A 26172-nucleotide genomic window follows, 5' to 3' on the forward strand; every position below is an offset into this window, starting at 1 on the left:
AATCACAAAACGCCAGCTTCGAAAAATGAGCCAATATGTTCTTCAATGAGCATCAGTGTGGACCCTAATATCGCTCGATTGCTTGGGGATACAGTATCCCCCTCAGTATCCCCCTCCGTTGCCAGCGTCGGTTCAGCCGCGTATGGCACTTGGAGGGGCATCAAAGGGACACATTCAATGACCGAAGCAATAAGCAAAGAAGAGCTGGTCGAGCATGTCACCGATATCGTCGCAGCCTATGTGTCGAACAATCCCGTTCATGCTTCGAACCTGCCAGATCTAATCGAGACCGTGCGTGCAGCACTCACCAAGCTGTCGGATGGCGAAGCGGCGAAAGAAGCAGAAAAGCCGGTACCTGCAGTGCCTGTGAAGCGGTCTGTTCAGCAGGACTACATCATCTGCCTGGAGGACGGGAAAAAGTTCAAATCGCTAAAGCGGCATCTCGGTGTCCACTACGACATGACGCCTGACGAATACCGTGCGAAATGGGGTCTCCCCTCCGACTACCCGATGGTTGCACCGTCCTATGCAGCAGCGCGATCAGAACTCGCGAAGTCGATGGGGCTCGGTCGCAAGCGCAAGGGTGCAGCCAAAGGTCGTGGCAAGCGGTAGCCGGCTTCCCTTCAAAGCCCTCCCAGGTCTGGCCGGCAACCTCGACTTAAATCGACGCTATGGAACTCAATTCAACCAGATAGACGGGGCCGCGGTTGCCTGTTTTCTGACCGTCACTGCCCTGTGCTCCCGCAGTGCCGGCACTGCCGCTGTGGCCAGCTTTTGACGTCGGGCAGCCCGGCGTGAACCCACCGGCTCCTCCCGGTGCGCCTGCATTTCCACCTGCACCGCCAGCACCCCCTGCACCAGGCGCGCCACCCAAATTGTAGATCGAAAACGCGAGGGTCTTCTCAAGCGCACGCTTTGTGCCGGCAAGCCAGATGGCGCCGCCATTTCCACCATCACCGCCGCTGCCGCCTGTTCCACCGCGACCGCCATTTCCGCCATTCCCGCCATTCCTTGGCGGCAAATTACAAACCCATGCCATCTTGATTTTCTCCTTCAGGGAATCGGGAAATCGTCGTCATAACTGTAGCCTTTGTATCCGTCACGGCCTCGGCCACCGGCTCCACCGTTTCCGCCCGCACCAGCAAATCCGCCATCTACTCCGGTGGCGTGAAAAGAGACCGGCGGCTTGCCCGGCGTCGGCTCCTTGCCATAGTCAATCGCGTCCACAAGAAGCACGAATGCTGGCAGTTCCCTACCGGCGTTGCCGTTGTTGCCAGGCGCACCGTCAGCGCCGTCAAAACCATTGGGATGTTTGTTGGTTCCCGCCGCGCCGTTCTGCCCGAATGCGCCGCCCTTACCCGACCATACCTCGTAGCGGGGGACCAATATCTTGCTTTCAATCGAACCGTCTTGAATGAAAAGACGTTCGGCCCAAAGGGCAACAAACGCATCGTCCGGCGACCCGATCTGAAGCGTTGCACCTGGATGGAATACCACAACGCTGGCGCGCAATATGTTCTGCGGAACCTCAGTACCCGGCTGGACATCAAAGCGCGTCAGTATTTCGACGGCGCCAATGGCTTCCGTGATTTCTGTTGGCAACGCCGTTGAGCTCGCAAGCTCGCGTTGCGGATGCGGATCAAATCGTTCCATTGGTCCCTCCCGACAGCCAATCTGTGGCAGGGACCATCATGGATTCGACGTCGCTGGCCCCAGCAGATCGGCGAGCCAGAAGGATGCTATAGCTGCGGAGACCGCGAAATTACGCGATCGCATAACCAGCATCTCAACTGCAAATCACGCGGACGGCATTGCCGACCGAGACGGACGGCAATGTATTTCGATCAAATTTCCATGCCTTCCACGACCGACAGGCTGGTAAGGATATAGCCGACGCGATCGTTCGGGAGCCGCACCGAAGCGAGTGTCCAGGTGTGGCCGAATGGATCGTCCTGGCGACTGTGAACGGTCTCTACAATCGCGCGCTCGGCATAGAGCGCGCACATGCTGCCATAATCTGATGGTGTAAGCGGATCGCCTTTGACCAGCCGCTGCATGAGCGTGATCGCTGGATCGGCTTCCACGCAGAACATCGTGTAGAGCGGCGTATCTTTACCCACGACGATCTCAGAATTGGCGGAAGCGGATGCTGTGAAAGCCGCCAGCGCGGCGGCCGCGATTGCAAGGCGCATGGTTCATTCCTCTGGATGCGAGTGAGGCTGGCCAGAGGACGACGGCAATGTTTGGTAAATAAAAACGCACGTGATCAGCGCTATTGCTTCTGTTTGTTTCGTTCATCACTGAAAACAGAATGGACAAAATTGTTCTCATCTCAATTTCGTGAGACAATACAGGGAATTATTATTGAAATTTTGCAGTCGGTCAGCTAGACATGCCGCCTGTCTCCCAGGGTGGGAGGCTGTAGGATGGCGGCCCGGTAGGCGTGTGAACGAAATTGTCCATTTTGTTCACCGAGGGGCAATCTAACTGGGCTTGATTGGTTCGTAAGCCAACCAAGAAACCGCCCCGATAAACCCTATATGACTTCGACACCTTGGCGTTCAGAGATGCCGTTCCAACAGCACCGCAGCCTCTATGCAGCGGACGGCCGGCGTAAATACCTCAACTCCGATGAGAGGCGTGCTTTCCTCGATGCTGCGGCACGGGACGATCATGAAATCTGTACCCTTTGCCTGACGCTGGCGTACACCGGCTGCCGGATATCGGAGGCGCTGTCGCTCACGGTTTCGTCGGTTCAGTCGGGGGAGAACCTGATCGCTATCCGCTCACTGAAGAAGCGCGGCAAGGTGGTCGTGCGGGAGATACCTGTCCCCGCCGAGTTGGTCAGGCTGCTGCTTGAAGGTCGCGGCGGCGAACATCCCGATACGCTCCTTTGGTCCTTCGGTCGCACCTTCGCCTGGCGTAGGGTGAAAGAAGTAATGGCAAGGGCTGGCGTCACCGAACTTCATGCCTCTCCACGCGGGTTGCGACATGGGTTTGCGGTTTCCGCAGTCTTGGCCGGCGTCCCGCTCACTCTCGTCCAGAAATGGCTCGGCCATGCAAGTCTCACAACCACGGCAATCTATTCAGATGTGGTCGGTCCCGAAGAGAGAGAAATAGCGAGGAGAATGTGGTCGTAACCGCACTTGAACGACCGCTTTGTGTTTTCGAGCCGGCAGCTTCAAGACGCCTCCCGAGCTATAAGGGCAAAATGCCGCGTCCCATGATCTGCTTCAGTGAGTCTGGCGACGCAAAGAGATCACGTCTAGCCCATCCAACTGAATCGATCAACAAACGTAGGGTGACCTTAGCGCCCAAAGCGGATAGCGTTTGAACGGCGTCAGAGGCCAAAACAGCGCGCGGGCTTTTGGCTTTTGGAGACCCCCTCAGCTACGCTATCACCGCCCCGAGGGTGTCGAGCGAAAGCATCTGTTAACCATATGAGCCAACACGATATTATTGATACTCAGTCATTTGTCTCCTTCTTGAAGGAGCAACAAATGCCAGTTTCATTTGACGGTTGGGTATCAGGCCGCAGCGTACGAACCCTAGCCACCAATTCCGGTGCAAGTGCGCTCGCATTTCAAAATTGGAGAAAATTCAAAGAAGCATTTGCTCCAGAATTGATCGCAAAAGCCGTCTCCGAAAGTGCCGTGAGCGTCAAGCGCTGTCTTGATCCGTTTGGGGGATCGGGGACTACCGCGTTGGCTTGCCAGTTTCTTGGCATTATGCCCTACACCTTCGAGGTCAATCCATACTTGGCCGATCTAATAAAAGCGAAGTTGACCACCTATGACATGGGCACATTGGCCACCGACTTTGCTGACGTGGTGCGCGAGGTAAACCGTCTCAAACCTGATCTGCATAAACTGTATGAACACGCCCCAGAGACACTTATTGAACCGGGAAAGAACGACCGTTGGATATTTGATCTTGAAGTCGCCGAACGCATTGCCTCATACCGGTTAGCAATTGATGCACTTTCGAATAGGGATAACGCGCGCTTGTTCAGGGTATTGTTGGGCGGCGTATTGATTGATCTTAGTAATGTTTTGGTGAGCGGGAAGGGGCGCAGATACCGCAGAGGGTGGAACAAAAATCACAAGCACCCGAGGCAGGTTGATATTCTTATGTTGCGGGCGGTGGAGGCCGCAATCGGAGATATTGTCCGCCATGCCGAAAGGAAAGAACTTCGCTACAATCTAACGGGCGGCGACTCCCGAGAACTCATCAAATCCGCACCCGAGGTGGATTTGGTCCTTTTTTCCCCACCATATCCTAATTCTTTTGACTACACGGATGTTTACAATGTTGAGCTGTGGATGCTGGGATATTTTGCAGATTTCTCTATCAACAAAAAACTGCGCCTGGCAACTCTGGCGTCTCACGTTCAAATTAGTCGGCCGTTCGCGCATGCACCTCGGAATTCGGCTAAGCTTCAGCGTACATTGTCTCGTTTAGAGGAGGTTCGAGAACAGCTCTGGGACAAACGTATTGTTGATATGATCGGCGGCTATTTTGCCGACATGCTCAATATAATGCAGGGATCATCCAAGGCTCTTGCCGCCAATGGTGAGATTTGGATGGTGGTAGGCGACAGCAAATATGCAGGTGTACCAGTGCCTGTGGCGGACATTTTGTGCGAACTGGCACCAGATGCCAATTGCTCCGTGCTGCGCAAGGAGCCCTTCAGATCAATGCGTACTTCTGCTCAGCAAGGTGGGAACGAGGAACTTCCTGAAACCCTTCTCGTTTTAAGACGGATGTGACGAAGCTCCATATGTTTCATTTCGATGATCATCCGAAGAGCCATACATTCGATACCGTCGCAGCTCTATGCCCGCCGTTTTCGCAGGAGCCGCAATTGGCTCGAGACACCCGTCGTTGTCACAGTGAGCTACTGTTCTCATATCAAAGCAGCATAACATAGCTAGTTCAGCATTTTGTTCGTTCTTGTACGCGATTGCTTGCTTTAGCCCTTTCTCAACCGCCTCCCGGCGCACCGTTTCAGACACAGGATTATCACCAGAGGTTCGAGACCTCAGAACTTTTAGCTCCATAACAGCATGATGAATTTGGGTATTTTCTAACGTGGGATGCTTCGAGACAAGCATCAAGTCACAGCGGCCTTCGGTGCCCGGCTTCTCAAACTCACACGAATACGGCGCCTGAAATCCCACATTGATAGCTATCTTCATCCAGTTCTGAAGAAACGCCTCGGTCTCCGGACGCGGAACATATTTTGCTGGGTTGCTCCAAGGGCCTTCAGGGCCAATCTTAGCATCAGGAGTTCGTATTGATGTTTCATAAAAGCGTTGAAGCACCCGATCGAGCGCTTCGATACTAAATTCATGCTGCCAAATTAGGAAAATTTGGACCGTGTCGGCATCGCTAATCCCATAAGGATAATACCTGATTTCAAAATCCGTCGCATTGGGATCAAACAAAAAAATCCGGGAATTTCCCAAGCCGAGATCTTCTATTTCCTCAAATATTTCTGACGTGTTCGCATGCGAAAACGAATGTCTGTAGGCTCTCCTAAAGGCTGGCCCCGCGATCCAGAGACTTCCAGAAAATGCTATAGAACCATTATCCACGATGGGTTCTCGCTGAGCCGACAGTTGTTCCGCATCAGCTCTTGAGCGATCCGAAATGAGGAAGGCACTCAAGACCTTTCTATCGGACGAAAAAGCATCATTTCGAATCCGTGCAGATACGGCCTTGGCGATCGCTTGGATCGCTATCCGGTCTGAAGGAACATCGATTTCTGGGTCCACACCTAGATTTTCATGCGCAACAGACACCATTTCATCAACGTCCGCACTGCCCAGCGGATTGGCATCGTTTGGATCGACAAGTCTTCGGGACGACAATTCGTTACTATCTGGCTTTATGGAGTTAGGCTGTGCCATGCAGCCTCCGCTCGAGGTATCGCATATATACCTGAAGTCTATCCCCACGTGTTGAGCTTACTCCCTTCGCAATGGACTGCTCAAATGCTTGAATTGCATACGCAGAGTAATTTGCACGGCGCCATTCTGAGAAGTCGATTACATCACCGGTTCCGGTGCGCTGATCTGACCAAGTTGCATCGAAACCGACCAGGACTTCGATAGGTTCACTGATCTGACTGGCAGCGATAGCCAACCTTCGAAGAAACGCCATGACACGCCGCTCTGAAGAAAACGAAGCAGCTACGTCTATCAATGGTTTGGTTGCTTCAGCATTGAGAGCGAATTCGCCTTCAAGCCGCCAGCGCCCCTCAATGAACGAGTGACCAATGTTGTGAATTGTGACAAGGCCGAGTCCGACCAGATGGTCCAACTGTTCCTGAAGTTCAGGGTAGAATGGTCCTCCTCTTCGCTTAAGGATCTTTCCTTCGTAGCTATCAAGGGACCAGACCGGCCCGAGAACGTTCGCCAAGAACGCGAGAGCATGGAACCGCATTATCGGCACGGGACTAATGTCCGCTACCTCGCATGCATCAAGTAACAGCAGCAACCGCAACCGATCATCATAGCTGTCGTGGCGATGATCAGTCATTCAAATCCCCAAGGTTCTCAATGACTTCGTTCAAAAACTGCTCATACTTAGGCCGATCCGCTCGTAGCGCGGCGTTATCTGCTGCTAGATGGATCAGGTCCACTATTCGACTTTTTCGAGTTTGTGGCTCGGGAATGCGCTCAAGAAATGAGGTCACAAGGTGCTTGCTAGGCAAATACGAGGTAATGATCACCCTGTTCGTTGGCGTAGCCCATGAGAATGCGGCCAATTGATCACCAGCGCGATGAGCAAACAGAAAATCCAATGACGCTTCCGGGGCGTCCACCACCAAAGACGACGAATGATCATCGGCAGCAATACTCAGAAGAGCCATACGGAAGGCCAGATCGACAAATTCAGCTTGTGAAAGTGACACATCGCCAGGTTCGTCACGAATAGTCTCGCCGGCAGTCGCCCCGCCAGTCATCGCCAGGCGAAACGCCGGAAAAGTAAAACGGGCACCGTCGCCGCCCTGTCCAACCTTCGCCGATACAGTTTGGTAAACTAGCGTGGCACTTTCTTTCAGAAACAGTTGCAGGTATTCTGAAAAGGCATTCGCAATATCGTCCTGTAACTTCTGCACACTCTGAAGCGCCTCTGATACCACAGCCTCAAATCGCTTTTCGGCCTCTTTCAATCTATTTCGGTCTTCCGTGGCAACCGCCTGGTAAGAACCAATTTCGTCGTTCACTGAACCAACTGCCGCCCGTTCGGTAGGGATTTTTCGTAGAATTTCCACAAGCTCTCGATCAACGGCGATCCTTCGCATTTCTAGATCAATGTACTCACTCTCAGACGCCTCAAATCGCGCCTGAGACTTCTCCATCTGCTGCTCAGCCTCAGTGATTTGCTGAGTTGCGAGTTGCAGCTCTTCTTCGAGCCTTACAATTCGAGCTTTGTCGACTTCACTTACCGAAACTACTGCCTCTTGATCCGCATGTTTACTGCCGCAAACTGGGCAAAGACCCTGTCGAACACGGTCGTTGAGTTCTGCAGCCGCAGGCGACGGCTTTGTGTTGCAAACCAAACACCGGCCATCAGCGAGCAGATGGCCCAGTACATAAAGAGCTGTTTCCTGCGTCGGACTCAACCAATGGCGAAGTGCCTCAATCTTGATGCGTTCCAGTTCTCTCAGAAGTGAGTCACGACTTTCCAGTGCTTTTAGGCGTGCAAGCCTCAGCGCCTTACGTTCCTCATCCGCTTCAATGCGTTCCGCCGTCGCATTTTCTAACTTGTCCCTAATTGCGTCCGCTTCTGCGATCTTTATCGTTCTTTGGGCCTCGGCCGCCTCAGCTTGATCAGCTTGCCTTTCGGCTTGCGACGCACGATCCTTAAGCCGCTTAATCATTTGATTGGTGTTTCGCAGATTACTATCCGCTGAAATCACAGCCTGCTGGGCTACTGCATATTCCTTCGCTCGTGCAGGCGGCAGCATGAGCACACGGAAAATTTGGCGTTGCGCACTTGGATCCCAAACCAAAGCACGTCGGTCTTCCATCATGAAAATCAAAAAGCGCAGAATGATCAGCACATCAAAGAAATCGCCTACCCCAAACAAATCGCAGATTGCGCGTTGATAGGCTTTCTCGTTGGCCTCCCTGCCAGTTGGCTCTGGAAGTTCAACGCTCTCGCCGTCCACAGCCAGATCGACAAGCGCTAAGTCAGAGAGTCGTCGTGTTAAGGAAATAGCGCGTGGACCAAAATCAACACTGAGAGTTGCTTGAGCTCTACCCGCGCCATCAGCAACGCGGGCTCCAAACACCTGCCGCTCGCGCTTTGTCAGCGGCACCGCGCGTGCTCTGATCTGACCAAGCTCGGTTTCTGAGGTAGCGGATGGCAGGTCAAATGGACCTGAAAGAGAGCGGAACAAAATTCCAATCAGGGTTGTCTTGCCGCTACCATTCACACCCACAATTAGATTGGGGCCAGCTTGAAAATTGATCTTGAATGGTTCGTCGCACGATGACGGATAAAGCTCGTAGTTTGTCAAAGTCAGAGACTTGAAGATGGGGAACTTTATCATTCAGCTCATAGGCCTTGGTTATTCACGAATACAGTTGCCGCAAGTTGGGCTTAAACAAGCGTGGGCTCGTACCAAACCATCCCGTTCCATCGCATTCAAGCCTCGTGCCGGGTTCAACCACGAGAGCCACCCAGCGTTCGGCTTCCTTGGGCTGTAACCAGCAGCCTAAAACGCACAATTGTGCGACCGCCTCGACCAGCCCGGAGCTATAGTGAGCCCATTTCACGAAATGCCGCTAACTTGGTGACAAGATTAATGGGTACCGATGGGATCAAACCTGGGTTCCGCTGATCAAGAGAATTCGAGCTTTCACACGCAATACCGGAGAATGGGTGGACCGCCCGGCCGGACGATCCACCCGCTCCTTGTTCAGGAGAGTCGAGCAGGCACTTCTCGACGGTCGATGCGTTGTTGAAGCCAGTCGAGCACTTCATCCTCAACCCAGCCAACCCGGTTCTGGCCCAGCCGTATCCGCTTTGGGAACTGGCCTGCCGCCTCCAGGCGAGCAATGTGTTGTGGTGAATACAGGACCATCTCCTTCACCTGCCGTTTCGATAGTATCCTCATCGCGAGAACTCCTTGTTTGGGAGCATCGCGATGCCCCGGTGGTGACAAACCCCGAGGGATGGATAGAGTAGCAAAAGGCATTCACATTGTCGCGAGCGGTTTGTTTTCGGAATCGAACCACCGGAACGCGTAGATTTGGGGGTATATTCGGGGGTATTTTTATATTAGCGATCTACTAATATTTTTTTCTTTTCAAACATTTGAACAACAACATCGATTCCGCCCCTGGCACCATTTTTTTTCGCTCACGCCAAACCCGCTAGGTTCGCTGGCTCCGCGGGGGCGGGCGAAAGCCCGGGCCGCAGTCGCGGCCTTGTTCCGGTTCGAGGATACTCCTCTCGGCGCGCAAGAAGCTATTGCCGAGACAAGTGCCGCCACATCGTCGGTATCCAATAATGCATGTTCCGTTGCGATCGACCGGCGCAACGCGCTTTGAATCGCAAATGAAGTGGCGTTCCTTCTGCTCGATACAGAAATCGGTCCAATAGGCGGCTTCTTATCGAATGTTCCCACCCCGGACGTGACCGGAGAGAAGAACGAAGTCGATGAAAGCAGCCCTATTTACCCATCGCCATAAGGACATATAGAACTGAACCGCAACCTAGCCACCGACTAAGAAAATTCTGACGATTGATAGTATACGCGACGAAATGTATACGCGTCATGCCTGCTTCCGATTGGGGAGAGCGCAGTTGAAACCCTACATTTCTCTTGCCGCCGTGTTTCTCATTTGCTGCGCGGCGCCCCACGAAACGCGGGCGGACGACTATCGCATTACAACCGTTGGCGACGACGCTGCGTCCGCGGTTCAGCGCATGGCCGATCGACTTCAAGCCGACGGCAACGGCGCAACGCTGTCCTTTCTGCCAGGCTTGGCAAGCGCCGGGGAAATGCTCAACGTCCTTGATGCCGGCCTCGTTGACATCGTCGTGGTGCCCTTTCCCTTTGTGCCGGCTCTCGCCCGATCGCCGCTTCAAGAACCGTTTATGGCGCGAGACGCGATAGAAGTTCGCAAGGCTATCGATTCCGAGGTCGGCGCGTTTGAAAAAGCCGAAGTCGAACAGGCCGGATATCGTGTCCTCGATTTCTGGCATGTATCGTCGTCGATCTTCGGTTCGACGAGACCGGTTCTCGAGGTTCAGGACCTCCAGGGGTTGAAGGTTCGTCAAGGGGCAGAAGATGATGGACAAACGCTGCTTGCGCTTGGCGCCGCGCCGGTTACTCTGGCGTTCGGCGAGGTCTTCGCGTCACTGCAGGCCGGAGCGATCGATTCAAGCGCCGTACCGCTAAACGAAACGAGCGTTGCCCTAGGGTTTGCCGACATTGTGACCAACTATGTCGACCGCCTTTATGTGCCGAGCCTTTATGCCGTGCTGATCAGTGAGGAGCGATGGGCTGGAGTTCCTTTTGCCGACCAACACCATCTAGCAAAGGCGGCTGAGGAAGTGGGCGAAAGTCTCGTCGACAAGCTCCTGCAACAAGCTCAGGCTTTTCGCACGCAGGGACTGTCGCGTGGCGCGGCATTTAACGGATGGGCAGTGCAGGACGTCGAACAAGTCAGGCTCGCCAGCCTGTCCGCCATCTCCCTCGACAGGCCAGTTGATCGAGAGTTGGTCAATCTGGCATTTGCCAATGCCGCGGCCGACCCAGTGCCGCCGCCAGATGCCGCCGAGCCGCGACCTGAGGCGGAGATCATCCTTCTCTATGCGACTGACAGGGTGCGCGTCGACCTGCAGCGCCCGGATACTGCATACTCGTCCGATCGCAGACTTCGCGGACATGATTTCGGTGTAGCCAACGTTAAGCTCAAGGCCGGCCGGAAATTCGGAAACGACCTCGAAGACGTGTCCTCAATCGAGTCCCTCACCGCACTTGGTGAGGGTGCATTTCTCAACCGCCTGCGCATGAACGCTGATCGGCCGGTCGTCATCTTCATACACGGATACAACAACTCGTTCGCGGATAGCATCCGGCGCGGCGCCACCATTCAGGAGGACATAGCCGCCAAATCAACCGTCATCAGCTACACATGGCCGAGCGACGGGGAACTTCTAAGCTATGGCTATGACGAGTCTTCGACTGACACGGCGGAGCAAAACTTCAAGCTGTTCATGGATAAGATAACCGGCGCCGTCGATGCGGAAAATATCAGCATCGTTGCGCACTCGATGGGAAGCCGTTTGCTGACAAAATATCTGGCAAGTCTCCCCGAACGCGGCATCGACGCCAGATGAAATTCAACGAAATTATCTTCGCTGCCGCCGACATATCGACCAGCTTTTTCAGGCAAAAGGAGGAAGCTCCGTTCGATCCGAACGCGCCGATATCAAGCTACGCGCAGCGCATCACGATCTACTCCTCCGAACATGATCGGCCTTTGGGATTGAGTAGGAAGCTTCACCGAGATCAACGCCTGGGGCTGGCCGATCAATCGAGCATCTATGTGGAACCCGATATTATCGCGATTGACGCCTCGCTCATCGACCCGGCCAAATGGTATCAGAAGTTCAGCTTTGCAACCCGGCACTCTTACGTCTTTGACAAGGAGGCCGGCGTACGTGACTTGACCAGGCTGCTCAAGGGTGAAGATTCGGCTGCGCGCCCTGGCATGGCCCGGCGAATGAAAAACCAGTTGGAATTCTGGGTTCTGTCTCCCTAGTGAGCTGGAAGGCGCCATTTTGTGCACTGCCGATGAAGCCCGCTATCGTAAGTTGAACCTGGAATTGGACTGACCGCTTCCGGCCTCAATTCAGATACTCCACGTATCGGCTCCGCTCGTCTGCCTCGCGCCAACGGCGGCTTGACCAGACCGACCCACCTCTGCGCTCGACGATCTCGAAGAAGAAACCTTCGTCGTAGTTGCGCCACCTCAGGCCGAAAGGCATGCCGAATGTCTGAGCCGGCCTAATGGTGATATCTCAGCGATATCAATGTCGCTCATGCGACCGAGGCCTTATATCCGTGACGGCATATCTTCGGCGACCGGCTGCCCCGCCAATGGACATGCGCCGTTCAGGCGCCGATCCCCAAAAGAGCGCCCGCAGACATCTCCTGCTCCCCACGCTCGATTGCATGAACGACAGCACTCAGTCTTCGCAGGTGCGGCACGGGCACATTGCTGTTGCCAGCCAGCCGGATAACTTCATCCACGAGGCCATCGATCTCGGTCGGGCGCTTGTGCAACGCGAGATCCCGCCAGATCCCGGTGCGTGCATTGTCGTGGCCGCCCCAATAGCGCCGCTGCGCGTCCCACGACGCCTGCTGCGCCTCGCTATCGACGGGTGAACCAAGACGAAAGGCCTTCGGGTCGAAACCGTCAGTCGTCTCCACCGAAACGCCCAGTTTCTCGGCAACAGCGACCGTTTCGCCGCATAACGTGGCCAGAACGGCGCGGCGCTCGGGATCGGTATAGACGTCGGGTACATCAAGATCGGTGATCGCGGTGCCGAAATAGACCGCGCCCAGAGCCATCTTGGCCCACAGGAACCCGAATATGTTGCTTGTCGCCTGAACAGGCTGCTGGACTTCGAGAGTTCGCGCCAGATGTGCAAGTCGCTCCGACATGCGCCCGTCCAGTTCACCCAGCTTGAAACTGCCGGTGCCGCCGTATTTCACATGGCCCGGCTCGACGTAGAAGCCGCCGAATGTGAGATAGGCGCCGATGACCCGATCTTTGCCCAGGGCGTCGGCCAGCTTGTATTCTTCAAGGCCGTTCTGCAACGATACGACACAACCCTCGGGGGCAAGTACGCGCTGCAGCAAAGGCAGAGTGTCGTTGGTGTGGCGGGCTTTCACGGCAAGCAGCACCGTATCGTATTTGCCGGCTATTTCTTCAGGCGTCGCGATGTCTGCCTGAACTGTTGCTTCCAAAGCGCCGGAGAGCCGCAGCCCGTTGTTGCGTACGGCGTCGACATGTGCCTGGTTGGCTTCGGCATAAACGACATCATGGCCGGCGCGCGCCAGATGCACGCCGGTGATCGCACCGATCGCGCCGGCACCCACGATCAGGAAACGGTCACTCATCGCAGCTGCCTCGTCAGCGGCATGTGCGTTCGCCCGCAATGGGTGCCGCCGGTCACTTCCAGTATAGCCCCGGTTGTCCATTCGGAGCGGCCGCTGGCCAGGAAGGCCACTGCTTCACCGATGTCCCCGGCACTGCCGGTGCGACCGATTGGCGTGCCGCGCAGCGTGAGGTTCACGTAAGGGTGCGCGTCATCGCTTTCCTCGGTCATTACGTTATCGAGGACGAGACCCGGTGCTACCGCATTGACGCGAATTCCATGCGGGCCAAGTTCGGTTGCGAAGATGTGCGTCATGATCTCGACGGCCGCCTTGGAACCGCTGTAATGGCCACCGCCGGGGCGGCCGCTACGTGCGGCCCCCGAGGAAATGTTGACGATCGATCCCTTCACGCCGGCGTCGATCCAGCGACGCGCGATTGCCTGGCAGGTCAGCATCGTGCCGCGCGTGTTGACTGCAAAAACACTATCCCATTCCTCGACGCTGACTTCGAGCAGGGGACAGTTGGGAAAGATGCCGTGCGTGTTGACGAGAATGTCGGGAAGGCCGAGCGCCTGCTCAGCCTCGCTGATAAAGCGGACAACATCGTCCGGCTGGGACTGGTCGCCTGAAACCGCCGCCAGCTTTCCGGGATAGATCTTCTCGAGTTCGCCGTTAACACGGCGCACTGATTCAGCATTGATATCGGCCAGAACGACCGAAGCGCCTTCCCTGAGGAAAATCTCCGCCGTCGCGCGTCCCAGCCGTCCAGCGCCGCCGGTGATGAGTGCGACCTTGCCGTTCAACAATTGTGTCATGGAATGTTATCCCCTGGAGACGCCGAGCGCCTGCTCGATATGTGCGGCTGCCTGGCGCAAACCGAAGGCAATGCGATTGCGCGCACGCGTTGCTCCGACGAACAGGAACTTCTCATCGTCCGAACCCGGCTCGACCGATGCGAGCAGTCTCACCGGCCGCAGAGACGGGTAAGGCGGAGCATTGATTGCCGGGTCCTGTTCGAAACGGTCGCACTCGGTGTAATCGAGCGGCACCAGCGCCCGCGACACGGCAATCAGTGCTTCGTTGAAACGGTCGGCGTCGTCCTCCCCGGCTTGTGCAATTGCCGCGTTCAGACGTTCGGCCAGGCCTATCAGCCGTTCCGCACCCTCATTCAGCTCCGTCACATCGAAACGATCGCCAACCAACTGCACAATCGAACCGAGCTCGGACTGCAGGTAGCGGCCGTGTTCGGCCCAGTCGAGCGGCAGGATCGGGTCGGCGAGAAGCCGCCATACGGTATGCAGATAAATATTGGTGTCGCGGACGAGGATCTTCTCATCCATCTTGTCGAGCAGGTCATCGGGGGTGTGCCACCACCAGCCGGTTCCATGTCCGAGCCGGTTGCCGCCGCCAAACACGGCCGCCGACGCATTGGCTTCGCCGGTGGCGGGCTGCTCACTCATATTGCCGTAGATCGCGGATACGCCGATGCCCCAGAATGATTGGTCGCCGGCGCGCGCCATGCGGCGGTTGGTGAAGTCCTGTCCAGCCTGTTCGCGCAGTGTTTCGACCGCCAGGTTGCGGAGCTCGGCAGCAGCCGTCGTATCGGCGACCACCGTGTTGCCCTTGCCGCCCGTGGAATCGACATTCACATGTACCAGCGCGCGCTTTTCCAGTTCCGCCCAGTTCTGCTCGGCGTACCAGGTCGACCCCGAATAGCGGCCCTGCGAATGCCCCGACCAGAAAACTATGCGCAGGCCGCGCTGCCACTTGCCGCGGTTCTCCGCGCACACGCGACCCACTTCCATCATGGTGGCGTTGGCGCCGCCATTGTCCATGACGCCGTAATACCAGGTGTCATGATGGCCGGTGAAAAACACGAATGGCTCGTCCGCACCGCCGGCTGGTCCGGCCATGTCACATACGAGGATCGGCGTCTTGCGCCAGCGAGTATCGACGTCGGCGTACACGGTGAGCGCCAGGTCAGGCGAGGATCGCAGTTTGTCGCGGATCGCGGTGCCGGCGTCGAGTGGCACGGTGACAACGACGGTACTCGGCAGGTTACCTGCGGTGTCATAGGTCGGGCTGCCCCAGACCGGCGAAATGCACATCTCATGGACATGTTCATGCGGGCTGACGTGCACTTGGCCGACCGCTCCGGCAAGGCTTGCACGCCGCGACATGACCGGGTTGGCAATGCCGTCTACAAGTACCAGTTTGCCGCGAACATCCGTCGTGGCGAAGGCTTCTTCGGAGCCACTGCCAAGGTCGACGATTTCGGCTTTTAATCCGTCGGCGGGCGCCGATTGCGAGAAGGAATGGGTGATGCAGCGCAACGTGTCACCGGCCATCTCGACGCGTGCCTGGCCAGGCAGGCTGATGTAGGCGTCATGCAGGATGAGTTCGGTATCGAACCCGTATTCCTTCATCCGTTCCTCGACATAAGCGAGGCTTTTCAGTTCTTCCGGCACGCCCGATTCCTTGCGCCATTTGGCGAATTCCTCGAGATGCCGCCACATGCGCGGGCCATCGACGGCCGCAATGAGGGATGTCGGAACTTCGGCTTTCATTCGGCGGTCTCCCTGTCCTGCCGCAATAGGCTTGCCGGCAGTTCCTTGTTGCGCATGAAGATGCTGAGCACGGCGACGATCATCAGCGCGAAGGCGATCAGCACGCTGGACAGCGCCGCGATGGTCGGGTCCTGCCATTTCTGCAGGTAGAGGAACATCTCGATGGGCAGCGTGTTGTCGCCCGCCCGCACCAGAAACAATGTCGTCTCCACCTGGTCGAAAGATGTCACGAAAGCGAACAGGGCCGACACAACCATGCTGATTGAAATCTGCGGCATGGTGATCCTGAAGAACGTACGCAGCGGCCCGGCGCCCAGATCCATGGCCGCCTCCTGCTGGGTCCAGTCATAGTTGGCGAGCGCTGCCGTCAGCACGGCGGTTACAAAGGGCAGAACCACCACCACATGCGTAGCCACCAGGCTGAAATAGGTGCCGTACATGCCGATGCGGATAAAAAACATGAATACGGCGACGCCGAGCACGATATTGGGCAGCACTATGGGAGAAAGTAGTGCAGCCTTTGCCATATCGGCCCAGCGTCGCCGGTAGCGAACGATGGAGTAGGCGGCCATTGTGCCGACCACCATGGCCACCGCAGTCGCGGTCAAAGCAAGGATCACGCTGCGCAGCGCAGCGAGGTAGAACGATTCCTGCTGGAACAGGTTTATGTACCAGCGCGGCGAGAAGCCCTCGGGCGGGAACACGTTGTAGGCCACGGCCGAGAAGGAGTTGAGCACAACGACTGCAAGCGGTGAGACCACAAACAGCGCTCCGAGAACCGCAAAGGCTCCCAGCAGCAAATAGCGATAGTGCGGAAGGCTTCTGGTGGCCATCTCAAACCTCGCTGTAGCGCAGGAGGCGGTTGGAGATCAGCACCGTAACCATTGCCAGGGCAAGGAGCACGATGCCGCCAACCGCGGCCAGCGGCCAGTTGATATCGGCGGTTGCAGTGTAAATCTGTAGCGGCAGCACCAGGACCCTTCCGCCGCCAAGCAGCGACGGCGTGACGAAGGCGCCGAGCGCCAGCGTGAAGCATATCTGCATCCCGGCCAGCAGACCGGGCAGCGTGAGCGGGAACGTAATGCGGCGGAAAGTGGTCCACCACCCGGCGCCAAGGTCCATCGACGCCTCGCGCAACGTCGGGTCGAGCCGCGTCATGGTGGAGAAGATCGGAAACACAACAAAAGGCAGGAACACGTGAGTCAGACTGATCACGACACCGGTAAGGTTGAACACCAGTTTCACCGGCTCCGGGAAAGCGAGCACTGTCTGCAGAAACCAGTTTATCGGACCCTGATCGGCCAGCAGCACCGTCCAGCCGTAGCTGCGTACGACAACGGAAACCAGGATGGGCGAAAATATGATCAGGCCAAGCCAGCGTTTCAGAGCCGGTGAATTGACCCGCCAAAGCGCATAGGCGAGCGGATAACCGACCAACGCCGAACAGAGCGTGGTGATCGCCGCCATCTTCACGGTGTCGAAAATGACCGTGTGAAAATACGGGTCGGTGAGGAAGTCGATGTAGGTGGCGAGTGAAAACTCGTCGATCAGCCTGCCACGTTCGAACGTGTAGACGCTGTACTGGAAAAAAACCAGCATCGGCAGCACGAAGGCATAGGCCATGATCAGGAATGCCGGCAGCAGAAGCAGCCATGGCACGGCGCGTCGGCGCAGTGGCTCCTTTGCCGGCAGCAGCGGTGCAGCGGCAGCTTCAGCCATTGCCGTTCTCGTCCGCGAAAACCGTAGCCGCGCCACCATCCCAGCCGATGTGTACCGTCTCGCCCAGGCTGTGGGGGGCGCTCGTCCCGTCATGCGGCGCTTCCACCGTCAAATCGGTGTCGCTGCCTTCCAGGGTCACGACATATGTAATGCTGGATCCGGAAAAAATGACGTCGCGAATAGTCGCCTTGCCGGAGACGTTCTGCTTCTTCGCCTCGGGGCCGACACGGATGCGCTCGAAGCGCAGCGACACGATGCCCTTCTTGCCGCTCAGCTTTTCTGTAGTCGGTACGGTGAATTTGAGGCCGCCGATCGCGACGCTGGCTTCCTTTGCGCTGCTTTCCAGTATCTCCACGGGGATCAGGTTCGCGTTGCCGATGAATGAAGCAACAAAACGGGTGGCCGGGCGGTCGTAGATTGCCTGGGGGCTGTCGAGCTGGTCGATGCGGCCCTTGTTCATGACGGCAATCTGGTCCGACATCGTCAGAGCCTCGCCCTGATCGTGGGTCACATACATGAACGTGGTGCCCACCTCGCGCTGGATGCGCTTCAATTCAAGCTGCATCTGCATACGCAGTTTAAGGTCGAGGGCGCCGAGCGGTTCGTCGAGCAGGAGCACCTTCGGCTGTTTGACGAGTGCACGCGCCAGCGCCACACGCTGCATCTGCCCGCCCGACAGCTGGCGCGGCTTGCGCGCCGCGAAATCCGTGAGACCGACCAGTTCAAGCGCCTCGCCGACGCGCTTGTTGATCTCCGCGCGCGGCCTGCGATCGATCTCGAGCCCGAAGGCAACGTTCTGCGCCACGGTCATGTGTGGAAACAATGCCCAGCGCTGGAACACCATATTAGTGGGCCGCGCATAGGCAGGCACATTTTGCATGCTCTGGCCTGCGATGAGGACGTCGCCGCGATCCGGCCACTCGAAACCACTGGTCATGCGCAACGTCGTCGTCTTACCGCAGCCCGACGGTCCGAGCAGCGAAAAGAAACTGCCCTGCGGAATGGAGAAAGATATGTTGTCAACGGCCAGAAAGTCGCCAAAGACCTTGCTCACGCCGTGAAATTCAACGTCGGACGTCATTATGCGGCACCTTGCGGTTCGGATGCGGGGTGCATGCTTTTTGTCCGCGTGCACCCCGCGCCGATTGTCAGCGGAGTTTGAACTTGACCTCGCGGTCCCAGCGTTGGCGCCAGTCAGGCGTCATCTCGGCGATATGCGAATAATCGGGCACGATCGCGTCCTTGGCTAGGTCCAGGTTCAACGTCGGATCGTTCTCCTGCTCTTCCGTGGCGCTTGCGCCCTCAACCACCGGAATGGAGAAGGTGAGCTGACCGTAGCGACCGGCGTTTTCAGGCGACAGCAGCGTGTTGACGAGGTCAGAGCAGACCTTCCGCTCGGCGTCGTCAACGCCGTTGGCGACGGTCAGGAAGATGGGGAAGGCGATAGCGCCCTCATCGGGGACGGCGAAGCCAAGCGGTGCGCCTTCCTCGATCCAGACATGTGCCAGCGAAGAAAACCACGGTGCGATCCAGGCATCGCCCGCCACTAGCAGGTTCTTCAGCGCATCGTTGGAATCAACCAGCGCCTTCAGGTTCTCCGCATTGTCCGACCAGGTCTGGAAACCCGGATCCATGTTGCGCTCGTCGCCGCCATTCAACATCGAGGCGACCACCATCATGCGCGTATCATAGTCGAACATGGTGACCCTGCCGCGATACTCCTCGCTCCACATTGCGGACCAGGAGGTCGGCGGCTCCTTCACGGCATCCTTGTTGTACAGAATACCGATACCGGACATCTGGTAGCCGACGCCGCGATTGTCCGGCCGACGGAATTTTTCGATCACCTTTTCCATGTTCGGAACAAGAGCGGGATCGAGCGATTCCCACATGTCGTCGACGTCGCCCTTGGTCATGGAGTCGACATTGAAAAAGCCGCAATGAACCAGCGGATCATCAGGTGTGGTGCGGCGCGCGGCAACCATCTTGGGATAGGTGATGGTGTTGTTCGATTCCAGAATATTGATGGTGACGTGCGGGTTTTCTTTCTTATAGGCGTCGATGACTTCCATCGGGACGACGCCCTGGTTGGACCCGGCCCAGATGAAGAAGGTGATTTCAACTGGCTCTTGCGCGGACGCTGGCGCAGTGGTGAGCGCGGAGCAGCCCAGCAGGGCCGCGGCGAGGGCGGTGCTTCGAAATGCGGTTTGCTTCATGACAGACTCCTTTTCGCTCGGACATTGAGCGATTGTCGTTCCCCGACGATGTGGCGGCCCCCAGCAGGCCGCAGACCCGTTATATGCGCAAAAATTCGCTATGGAAATACGCAATTAGCAAAAATTCGTACACAGACTACGCATATCGTCATTTGTGATTGCGATTTTCTACGTAAATCGCTATTGGGAGGAATATGAAGGTGCAGACAAAAAAAGCAGTCTTGGACAAGGTCGACCGGCAGATCATCGCGGAACTGGCGCGGGACGGGCGACGCTCCTATCGAGAGATCGCTAGGTCGCTCGAAATCTCCGAAGGCACCGTGCGAACGCGCATGGCGCGCCTGCAGGATGACGGTCTGATCCGTGTCACGTTGGTCGGCAATCCATTGGCGATGGGCGTCGGCGTTGGCGCAATGATCCTGTTGCGTGTCAAGCCGGGCTATGTGCGCCAGACGGCCAATGCGCTGGTTGCGTTTCCCAACGTGCGTTTCGTCAGTCTTTCCTTCGGAAAGGGGGACGTCATCATCCAGACCCTGCACAAAGATGTCGCCGACCTGCACCATTTCGTCAGCGAAACAATTCCAGAGGCTGCGCCGGAAGTGGTGAGCACTGAAACGCTGCAGCTAGCGGAAGTCCTTAAGAGCTCGTGGACCTGGGGCGACTGGTTCGAATATCTGCGCGGCGATGTGCAGGACGACGACCAACTCCCGCCAGAAACAACGGGCTGAGCACCGAACAATAGAGGCAAGCAGAGGCAGTTCATGGCGTTGGTCAACGGAGCGGCATTCACGACCCGGCCGGAAATCCAGGGAACGTTCGGCGTGGCGGCGTCGACGCACTGGCTCGCGAGCGCCGTCGCCATGGGTGTTCTGGAGCGCGGCGGCAACGCGTTTGATGCAGCCGTAGCGGCAGGATTCACACTGCAAGTTGCCGAGCCTCATCTGAACGGACCGGGAGGCGAGGCACCGATCATGGTTTGTCCCGCCGGCAGCCGGCGGCCTCGGGTGATTTGCGGACAAGGAGTGGCGCCCGGCGCTGCCACCATCGAACGCTTCACTGATATGGGGCTCGACCTCGTGCCGGGCACGGGACTGCTTGCGACCTGTGTCCCAGGTGCGTTCGACGCATGGATGCTGCTGCTACGCGACTACGGCACGATCAGTCTGCACGAGGCGCTGGAACCGGCATTGCACTATGCCTCCAATGGGGTCCCGGTTCTGCCGCGCATATCGGACACCATAAGTTCGGTCGCGGGGCTCTTCAGAAACTGCTGGCCGGGTTCGGCGGCGCTCTATCTGCCAGGCGGCAAGGCTCCGGCGAAGGGCACATTGCTGCGCAACGAGGCGGTCGCGGGCACCTATGCGCGCATACTGGCAGAGGCAGAGTCGGCGGGCGGTGCGCGCGAGCGGCAGATCGAGGCTGCCCGCGCCTGCTGGTACCGGGGTTTTGTCGCAGAGGAAATCGATCGTTTCGTTCAGTCGGGCGAGGTTCTGGATGCTGATGGGCAAGCTCACCGTGGTTTGCTGACCGGCGACGACATGGCCCGATGGAGCGCCAGCATAGAGGCACCTGTCTCCGGCAGCTTTCGCAACTACGAAATCTTCAAGTTCGGGCCGTGGAGCCAGGGACCGGTGCTGCTGCAGCAGCTGGCGCTGCTTGAGGCCTTTCCGCTCGAAGAGCTGGATCCGACCGGGCCGGAATTCCTGCATCTGGTGATCGAGGCTTCCAAACTGGCCTTCGCCGACCGTGAGGCGTTTTATGGCGATCCTGACTTCTCGGATGTGCCCATACAGCACCTGCTGTCCGAGGATTATGCAAACCAGCGGCGCCCGCTGATCACCGAAGCGGCGTCGCATGAACTGCGGCCGGGAATGGTGGCCAATGAAGACGCCTGGCTGCGCCACCTTTCCGCCGTCAACCAGCGCGACGCGATGTCGGCGGTCGGAGCGGGCGAGCCTACGGTGGGCGATGTGGTGGCCGAGCGCGGCGACACCGTGCATCTCGACATTGTCGACCGTTACGGCAACATGGTGTCTGCTACGCCCAGCGGCGGCTGGCTGCAGAGTTCTCCGGTCATCCCGGCACTCGGGTTTCCGCTCGGTACGAGAGCGCAGATGTTCTGGCTCGAACCAGGTCTGCCCGCGTCGCTCGAGCCTGGCAAACGGCCACGCACAACACTTTCGACGTCGATGGCCTTCAGGGATGGCGAGCCGTACATGGCCTGGGGAACACCGGGAGGCGATCAGCAGGACCAGTGGAGCACCCAATTGTTTCTTCGTCATGTTGTGGGCGGGAAAAACCTCCAGGAAGCGCTTGAGATGCCGAACTGGCACAGCGACCATTTCCCGGCTTCCTTCTGGCCGCGCGCGAGCCGGCCAGGCGTGGTTGTCGTCGAGGGACGCACACCACCGGAGACCATCGAAGGGCTTCGCGCGCGCGGCCATGTGGTGGAAGTCGGGCCGCCATGGTCCGAAGGCCGGCTTTCTGCGGTATCGCGGGTAGGCGGAAATCTGAAGGCGGCTTCGGACCCAAGGTCCATGCAGGGCTATGCGGTGGGGCGGTAGCAGATGGCCCGTACAGTCGAATACACCGCCTACGGCCCGGCGCGCGACGTTCTAAAGATCGTTGACCGAGACATTCCGGAGCCGACCGCCGGCAACATTCTCGTGCGTGTGATGGCATCGGGCGTCAACCCTTCGGACGTCAAGAAGCGGGGCGGCTGGGGCAATGTCGCTTCGCCCACACAGCCGATAGTGCCGCATGCCGACGGCGCCGGTGTGGTGGAGGCCGTCGGACCGGATGCCGACCCCTCCTGGGTCGGGAAGCGGGTCTGGATTTTCAATGCACAGGGGAGCGCAGGCTACGGGCTCAAAGGCGGGCCGGAATCGGGCACTGCATGTGAATACACGGTTGTTCCGCCGACTTGCCTTGCTCCGTTGCCCGATGAAGCGTCCTTTTCGACCGGCGCATGTCTCGGTGTGCCGGCGATCACCGCACACTATGCGGTGTTCAGCGATGGCCCGGTCAAGGACAAGCTGGTTCTGGTGCAGGGCGGCGCAGGCGCTGTCGGCGAGCTCGCCATTCAGTTCGCGGCGCGCGCTGGCGCGAAGGTCATGACCACCGTTAGTTCGCCGGCTAAAGCCGAAATTGCGCACCGAGCCGGCGCGGCGTGGTGCATAGACCGCAAGATGGAAAATGTCACCGAGCGGGTACTCGCCTTAACGGATGGCGGCGTGGACCGCATCATCGAGGTGGATTTTGGCGCCAATGCCGCGCTGGATGCCAGCATATTGGCCATCGGCGGCTCGATCGCCGCCTATTCCTCTCCTTCGGACCGCCATCCAACGATGCCCTATTACGAGCTTCAGATGCGCGCCGCCGTCATTCGGCTTATCTCCAACGTTCGCATCCCGAGACCCCGGATCGATGGGGCAATCGCTGCAATCAATGAAGGGCTGAGTGAAGGCTGGCTTTCGCCGACGATCGCACGCGAATATGCGCTCGCCGACGTCGCGTTGGCACACGAAGCGGTAGAGCACGGTCGAGCTATCGGCCAGACTGTCGTCGGCGTTCGGACAGCATAGCCAAAAACTGCCCCAAACCAGGGCGCGCTCCGGCACTCCGGCGCGGCGTTCATTTGCCGCCGTGAGAACCTAGAACCTGACTCCGAGTGTAGCCCTGCCCTTGTGAGCCTGTCCGGCGCTGCCGAACTGACCGCCGTAGCTGAGGTCGAGATTTGCGCTGCCGGGCAGATTGACGCCAAAGCCCGCCTCAACGATGAGCGCGCTGCCCGACACCGGTGTACCGGAGACCCCGAAAGGCGTGCCGCTGCCGAAACCGTTGGACGCCTGCGGCGCGTTCCCGAATGTCTGGCGCCAGCCGATGCCGCCCGAAACCGTCGCCAGCACATTGTTGAAGGCGAACAGTGTCTGCGCCCGCACGCCCAACTCGGTTACGGCTGTGGTGTGCGAGGCCGGCGCCACAGACAGAGCAGCACTTCCGCCCGCCTCACTGAACCTGGCTGTCATAGTGTGCGCGATGCCTGCACGTGCATATGGCGTCAATGCCGATCCGCCCCGGCCGAAGGTCGTGTTGACCTCGCCGAATGCCGAGATCGTGCTGGCTCCGTAGTTGCCCGTAAGCGTCTGGTTGATCCCGCCGACGCTGATATTGCGCGTCGAGGAAACCATGCTGCGGGTGTAGGCCGCCCCCAAGGCAAAACCGGTCCTGCTGCCGCTCCTGCCAACATAAGCGCCAACCGACAAGTCCGCGCTGGACAAAGACGTGTTGCGCGCGGGAAGCGAAATGCCGGTGTATCCGGCACCGGCGAAGCCGCCGAACAACCAGCTTCCATTGCGCATATCTGCGCCCGCAAGGAGCCCGCCACCGGTGTTGCTCATTGTGGCGGCATTGGTGTTGCCCGTCAGGTGGGAAAACCCACCGAATGCCGATACCCAGCCCGCCTTGGAGCGTACCTGCCCACCCATCTGCCTGACGGGGAAATAGCCAAGAGGCTGGATGTTCTCGCCGGCACCGGCAAATGCCCGTTCAATCCGGTCGAGGACATCGGAACCCATCCTGATGCCGTTGCCGGAAAGGGCACCCTGGGTCGCTGCGAAACCCTCACCCGAAAGCTGGTCGAGGCCCGCACCCGCCGCTGCGTCGGAAAGCCCCAGTACCGCGTCATAGACAGTGTTGCCCGCACCCAGGCCAAACACCGCCGCCCCGGCGGCACATTGGTTGGCGCTCATGCCTGTCTTGCAGAACGACGATGCCGCAAGTTGGGAACTAAGCAGCACGTTCATCGCGTTGTAGCTGAGCGAGAAATTCAGGAAGGCAAAATCATCGGTGACGGCCGGATCGAAAGTGCCGGTGACGCCGCCTGTCGCGGTGGCGATCGTGTAGGTGCCGGGCGCGTAGGCAGCGCCGTTGTCGGCGCCATTCTCCGGTTTAACATGCACTGAACCACCGTTGATCGTGATGGTTCCAGTCGCGTTCAACCGGTCGTTGTGGGTGCCGGCCACAAAGCCACCGTCCTTGATCTCGACCTCATAGGTCGAGCCGGGCGCGAAAGTGGCATTCACTACATTGGTCGTTCCTATTGAGTTACCCGGGGCAAGCTTGGCGCCAGCGGGTATGTTCAACGCGTTCAGCGTGCCATTGCCACCCACCGTTCCGCCGGTGATGTTCAGTGCTCCACCGTAGTTCGAATTGATGATCAACGTACCACTGGAGATACCCAGAGTACCGCCGAAGCTGTTGCCTATGATCAGGGTGCCACCGGTTACAGTCGCGGTTCCAGAAAAGCCGGAGGCGTCGCCCGTAAGCTCAGTCCTGCCCGCCATTTGTTCGATGGAGCCTCTCCCAGCCGGACCGGAAAGATCTGAAGACAATGTGAACGGCGTCGCTACCCCACCGGTATGATTGAGCACAATCTTGCCGGTTCCGGGCCCGAACTGGATCGTTGGCGTGTCCAGGATACCAGGCGCGCGTGGAGCATCGCCATCGGCAGCGCCGACATTCAGAAGACCGGTAGCGCCGGCGTTGTAGAGACCAAGTCCAAGCCTGGTCGTCATCTCCGCCTTACCGCCATCTGATATCGTTAATGTGCCAGTACTCGACTTGGAGCTGAACAGGTCATTGCCACCGAGGTTGACCAGGTTTGAACTCCAGCGGGAGTTGCTGCCGGTAATGTTGACGCGACCTGTGGCGCCATTTTCCCTGCCAATAATAGCGGTCTGATTCGTGACAAGACCGCCGCCGCTGACCGTCAGCGCGGCGTTCGTGCCTGCACCCATGAACAGATGTGAGCTGATTGCCCATTTGGAGCCTGAGCCAGTGACGGTTACTTCGCCACCTGACCCGGCACCGAAAGCGACATACCCGCTGGCCCCGGTGTTTACGGTTCCGCCTCCGGAAATCAACATGGAGCCGGTTCCGCTGCCGCCGACGCGAACGTTGTTCGAAACGCTCAGCGTGGACGCACCATCGACAGTCACGGTTCCACTGGAACCGGCGTTGACACCCAGATAGCCTTGAGCGGCATTCGTGACTGTTCCACCATTTAGGATGTTCAAGGTCCCGGTGCCGGTATCGCCAACCGTCAGAATACCTGCTCCGACATCCAACGGGTTCGCCAGCGTGCCACCGCCTGCACCATTGACGCTCTCAACGGCACCGCCGTCGATCGTCACCTGTGCCCACGCGCTGCCGATTGTACTTTGCAGGGCGATCAAAGCCGTGCCGGCAACAAGCCTGCAACGCATACGACCGGCTGTTCTTCCGGCTGCTCCTTTGGAGCACTCCGCCACCACGATCACGCGCCCGAGCGCCTTCGACAACATGTGCCGATAAACCCTGTTCATTCCTGCGTCCCCACGCCCTGCATGCGACGCGCAAAACAGAGTCAAACCGGATCGACGACGCGCACCCAAAGGCGCGCTACCCCAGATTGGGAGGGACAATGGAAGCCCCTACCCCGAGGCACAACTCGTTCAAATGTGCTAATTGACGTGACTTGGCGGCCCTGCTAGCC

The 26172-nt window shown here is 58.1% G+C and carries 21 protein-coding genes and 1 pseudogene; 7 read left to right on the top strand and 15 right to left on the bottom strand.

Annotation, left to right across the window (positions count from 1 at the left end):
* The first annotated feature begins 177 nt into the window (after positions 1 to 177).
* Entirely contained in the window at positions 178 to 612 is a 435-nt protein-coding gene (locus tag EP165_RS02760) for a Ros/MucR family transcriptional regulator (RefSeq protein WP_127520020.1), read from the top strand.
* A 66-nt stretch (positions 613 to 678) separates the two neighbouring features.
* Here EP165_RS02760 and EP165_RS20355 read toward each other — a convergent pair whose 3' ends face one another.
* The 3 genes from EP165_RS20355 to EP165_RS02775 form a co-directional block, all read right to left on the bottom strand.
* Positions 679 to 999, bottom strand: a complete 321-nt coding sequence (locus tag EP165_RS20355; protein ID WP_164742934.1) for a hypothetical protein — start codon at positions 997 to 999, stop codon at positions 679 to 681.
* Between the two features lie 54 nt (positions 1000 to 1053).
* A complete protein-coding gene (locus EP165_RS20360) occupies positions 1054 to 1653 on the bottom strand; it encodes a hypothetical protein (protein ID WP_164742935.1) in 600 nt (199 codons plus the stop codon).
* A 191-nt stretch (positions 1654 to 1844) separates the two neighbouring features.
* Positions 1845 to 2192: a hypothetical protein gene (locus tag EP165_RS02775; protein WP_127520022.1), complete on the bottom strand. Its 348-nt coding sequence runs from the start codon at positions 2190 to 2192 to the stop codon at positions 1845 to 1847.
* Between the two features lie 375 nt (positions 2193 to 2567).
* On the opposite strand from EP165_RS02775, the gene EP165_RS02780 reads away from it, so the two are divergent.
* Together EP165_RS02780 and EP165_RS02785 are read left to right on the top strand one after the other, a co-directional pair.
* Positions 2568 to 3140 carry a tyrosine-type recombinase/integrase gene (locus EP165_RS02780; RefSeq protein WP_127520023.1) on the top strand — a complete coding sequence of 191 codons (573 nt, stop codon included), beginning with the start codon at positions 2568 to 2570 and terminating at the stop codon, positions 3138 to 3140.
* Positions 3141 to 3440: 300 nt separating this feature from the next.
* The gene (locus tag EP165_RS02785) at positions 3441 to 4769 is read left to right on the top strand and encodes a class I SAM-dependent methyltransferase (protein ID WP_245439972.1); all 1329 of its coding nucleotides are present in this window, start codon (positions 3441 to 3443) and stop codon (positions 4767 to 4769) included.
* On the opposite strand, the gene EP165_RS02790 is transcribed toward EP165_RS02785, so the two are convergent.
* The 4 genes from EP165_RS02790 to EP165_RS02805 all read right to left on the bottom strand — a co-directional run bounded on the left by EP165_RS02790 (position 4755) and on the right by EP165_RS02805 (position 9133).
* Entirely contained in the window at positions 4755 to 5912 is a 1158-nt protein-coding gene (locus tag EP165_RS02790) for a hypothetical protein (protein ID WP_127520024.1), read from the bottom strand. The genes EP165_RS02785 and EP165_RS02790 overlap by 15 nt on opposite strands.
* Positions 5899 to 6543, bottom strand: a complete 645-nt coding sequence (locus EP165_RS02795; RefSeq protein ID WP_127520025.1) for a hypothetical protein — start codon at positions 6541 to 6543, stop codon at positions 5899 to 5901. Before EP165_RS02795 ends, EP165_RS02790 begins: the two co-directional genes overlap by 14 nt.
* Positions 6536 to 8566 carry a coiled-coil domain-containing protein gene (locus EP165_RS02800; RefSeq protein WP_127520026.1) on the bottom strand — a complete coding sequence of 677 codons (2031 nt, stop codon included), beginning with the start codon at positions 8564 to 8566 and terminating at the stop codon, positions 6536 to 6538. Before EP165_RS02800 ends, EP165_RS02795 begins: the two co-directional genes overlap by 8 nt.
* Positions 8567 to 8935: 369 nt before the next feature.
* The gene (locus EP165_RS02805) at positions 8936 to 9133 is read right to left on the bottom strand and encodes a helix-turn-helix transcriptional regulator (RefSeq protein ID WP_127520027.1); all 198 of its coding nucleotides are present in this window, start codon (positions 9131 to 9133) and stop codon (positions 8936 to 8938) included.
* Positions 9134 to 9948: 815 nt separating this feature from the next.
* Here EP165_RS02805 and dctP point away from each other — a divergent pair.
* Positions 9949 to 11792, top strand: a pseudogene (gene dctP, locus EP165_RS02810) (TRAP transporter substrate-binding protein DctP).
* Between the two features lie 353 nt (positions 11793 to 12145).
* Here the strand turns inward: dctP and EP165_RS02820 are convergent.
* The 7 genes from EP165_RS02820 to EP165_RS02850 form a co-directional block, all read right to left on the bottom strand.
* Positions 12146 to 13156: a ketopantoate reductase family protein gene (locus EP165_RS02820; protein ID WP_164742937.1), complete on the bottom strand. Its 1011-nt coding sequence runs from the start codon at positions 13154 to 13156 to the stop codon at positions 12146 to 12148.
* Positions 13153 to 13950 (bottom strand): SDR family NAD(P)-dependent oxidoreductase, encoded by a 798-nt coding sequence (locus EP165_RS02825; protein ID WP_127520031.1) that lies wholly within the window; start codon positions 13948 to 13950, stop codon positions 13153 to 13155. The genes EP165_RS02820 and EP165_RS02825 overlap by 4 nt, the downstream gene beginning before the upstream one ends.
* Before the next feature lie 6 nt (positions 13951 to 13956).
* The gene (locus EP165_RS02830; protein WP_127520032.1) at positions 13957 to 15702 is read right to left on the bottom strand and encodes a M28 family peptidase; all 1746 of its coding nucleotides are present in this window, start codon (positions 15700 to 15702) and stop codon (positions 13957 to 13959) included.
* Entirely contained in the window at positions 15699 to 16535 is an 837-nt protein-coding gene (locus EP165_RS02835) for an ABC transporter permease (protein ID WP_127520033.1), read from the bottom strand. Before EP165_RS02835 ends, EP165_RS02830 begins: the two co-directional genes overlap by 4 nt.
* A gap of 1 nt (position 16536) precedes the next feature.
* A complete protein-coding gene (locus EP165_RS02840; RefSeq protein ID WP_164742938.1) occupies positions 16537 to 17421 on the bottom strand; it encodes an ABC transporter permease in 885 nt (294 codons plus the stop codon).
* On the bottom strand, positions 17414 to 18502 hold the full coding sequence (locus EP165_RS02845) for an ABC transporter ATP-binding protein (protein ID WP_127520035.1): 1089 nt from the start codon (positions 18500 to 18502) through the stop codon (positions 17414 to 17416). The genes EP165_RS02840 and EP165_RS02845 overlap by 8 nt, the downstream gene beginning before the upstream one ends.
* Positions 18503 to 18569: 67 nt before the next feature.
* Positions 18570 to 19637 carry an ABC transporter substrate-binding protein gene (locus tag EP165_RS02850; RefSeq protein WP_127520036.1) on the bottom strand — a complete coding sequence of 356 codons (1068 nt, stop codon included), beginning with the start codon at positions 19635 to 19637 and terminating at the stop codon, positions 18570 to 18572.
* 194 nt (positions 19638 to 19831) lie between these two features.
* Between EP165_RS02850 and EP165_RS02855 the strand changes: the two genes are divergently transcribed.
* The 3 genes from EP165_RS02855 to EP165_RS02865 are packed head-to-tail and all read left to right on the top strand — an operon-like array spanning position 19832 to position 23221.
* Positions 19832 to 20365 (top strand): Lrp/AsnC family transcriptional regulator, encoded by a 534-nt coding sequence (locus tag EP165_RS02855; protein WP_127520037.1) that lies wholly within the window; start codon positions 19832 to 19834, stop codon positions 20363 to 20365.
* A 33-nt stretch (positions 20366 to 20398) separates the two neighbouring features.
* On the top strand, positions 20399 to 22201 hold the full coding sequence (locus tag EP165_RS02860; RefSeq protein WP_127520038.1) for a gamma-glutamyltransferase family protein: 1803 nt from the start codon (positions 20399 to 20401) through the stop codon (positions 22199 to 22201).
* Between the two features lie 3 nt (positions 22202 to 22204).
* A complete protein-coding gene (locus EP165_RS02865; RefSeq protein ID WP_127520039.1) occupies positions 22205 to 23221 on the top strand; it encodes an NADPH:quinone reductase in 1017 nt (338 codons plus the stop codon).
* Positions 23222 to 23290: 69 nt separating this feature from the next.
* Here the strand turns inward: EP165_RS02865 and EP165_RS02870 are convergent, their stop codons facing one another.
* Positions 23291 to 26002 (bottom strand): autotransporter outer membrane beta-barrel domain-containing protein, encoded by a 2712-nt coding sequence (locus EP165_RS02870; RefSeq protein WP_127520040.1) that lies wholly within the window; start codon positions 26000 to 26002, stop codon positions 23291 to 23293.
* Positions 26003 to 26172: the final 170 nt, after the last annotated feature.

The organism is Mesorhizobium sp. Z1-4, assembly GCF_004000235.1.
GTDB lineage: Bacteria > Pseudomonadota > Alphaproteobacteria > Rhizobiales > Rhizobiaceae > RCIO01.